1 protein-coding gene is annotated in these 231 nt (G+C 36.8%); it reads left to right on the forward strand.

Annotated elements, in window-relative coordinates:
* Window positions 1-3: 3 nt before the first annotated feature.
* Window positions 4-165, forward strand: a complete 162-nt coding sequence (locus tag ETC27_RS18390) for a DUF2975 domain-containing protein (protein WP_205742811.1) — start codon at window positions 4-6, stop codon at window positions 163-165.
* Window positions 166-231 lie beyond the last annotated feature (66 nt).

The following is a 231-nucleotide window of genomic DNA, read 5'->3' on the forward strand; positions in this document are numbered from 1 at the left end:
CCTATGACCTATCACATCATCGAGGTGATTCATGCACCGGTAATTATGGTTATTGGTGTAGCCATTAGTGTTACTCCTTTAATCGTTGCTATCTTTATTGCAACAATTGAAAAGCTCCTGCAAAGTGTCATTCAGATTAAATCAGAAAATGACCTCACGGTTTAAGAAAGGAGTATAAAATGGCAATAAAAGTACATATAGATCGAATGCTTGTAGAGCGTGAAATGTCTG

This window comes from Onishia niordana (genome assembly GCF_004798965.1).
Lineage (GTDB): Bacteria > Pseudomonadota > Gammaproteobacteria > Pseudomonadales > Halomonadaceae > Onishia > Onishia niordana.

What these genes read in the sequence shown, in the direction of transcription:
- ETC27_RS18390 (WP_205742811.1), top strand. Translation starts at nt 4, where the DNA reads ATGACCTATCACATCATCGAGGTGATTCATGCACCGGTAATTATGGTT.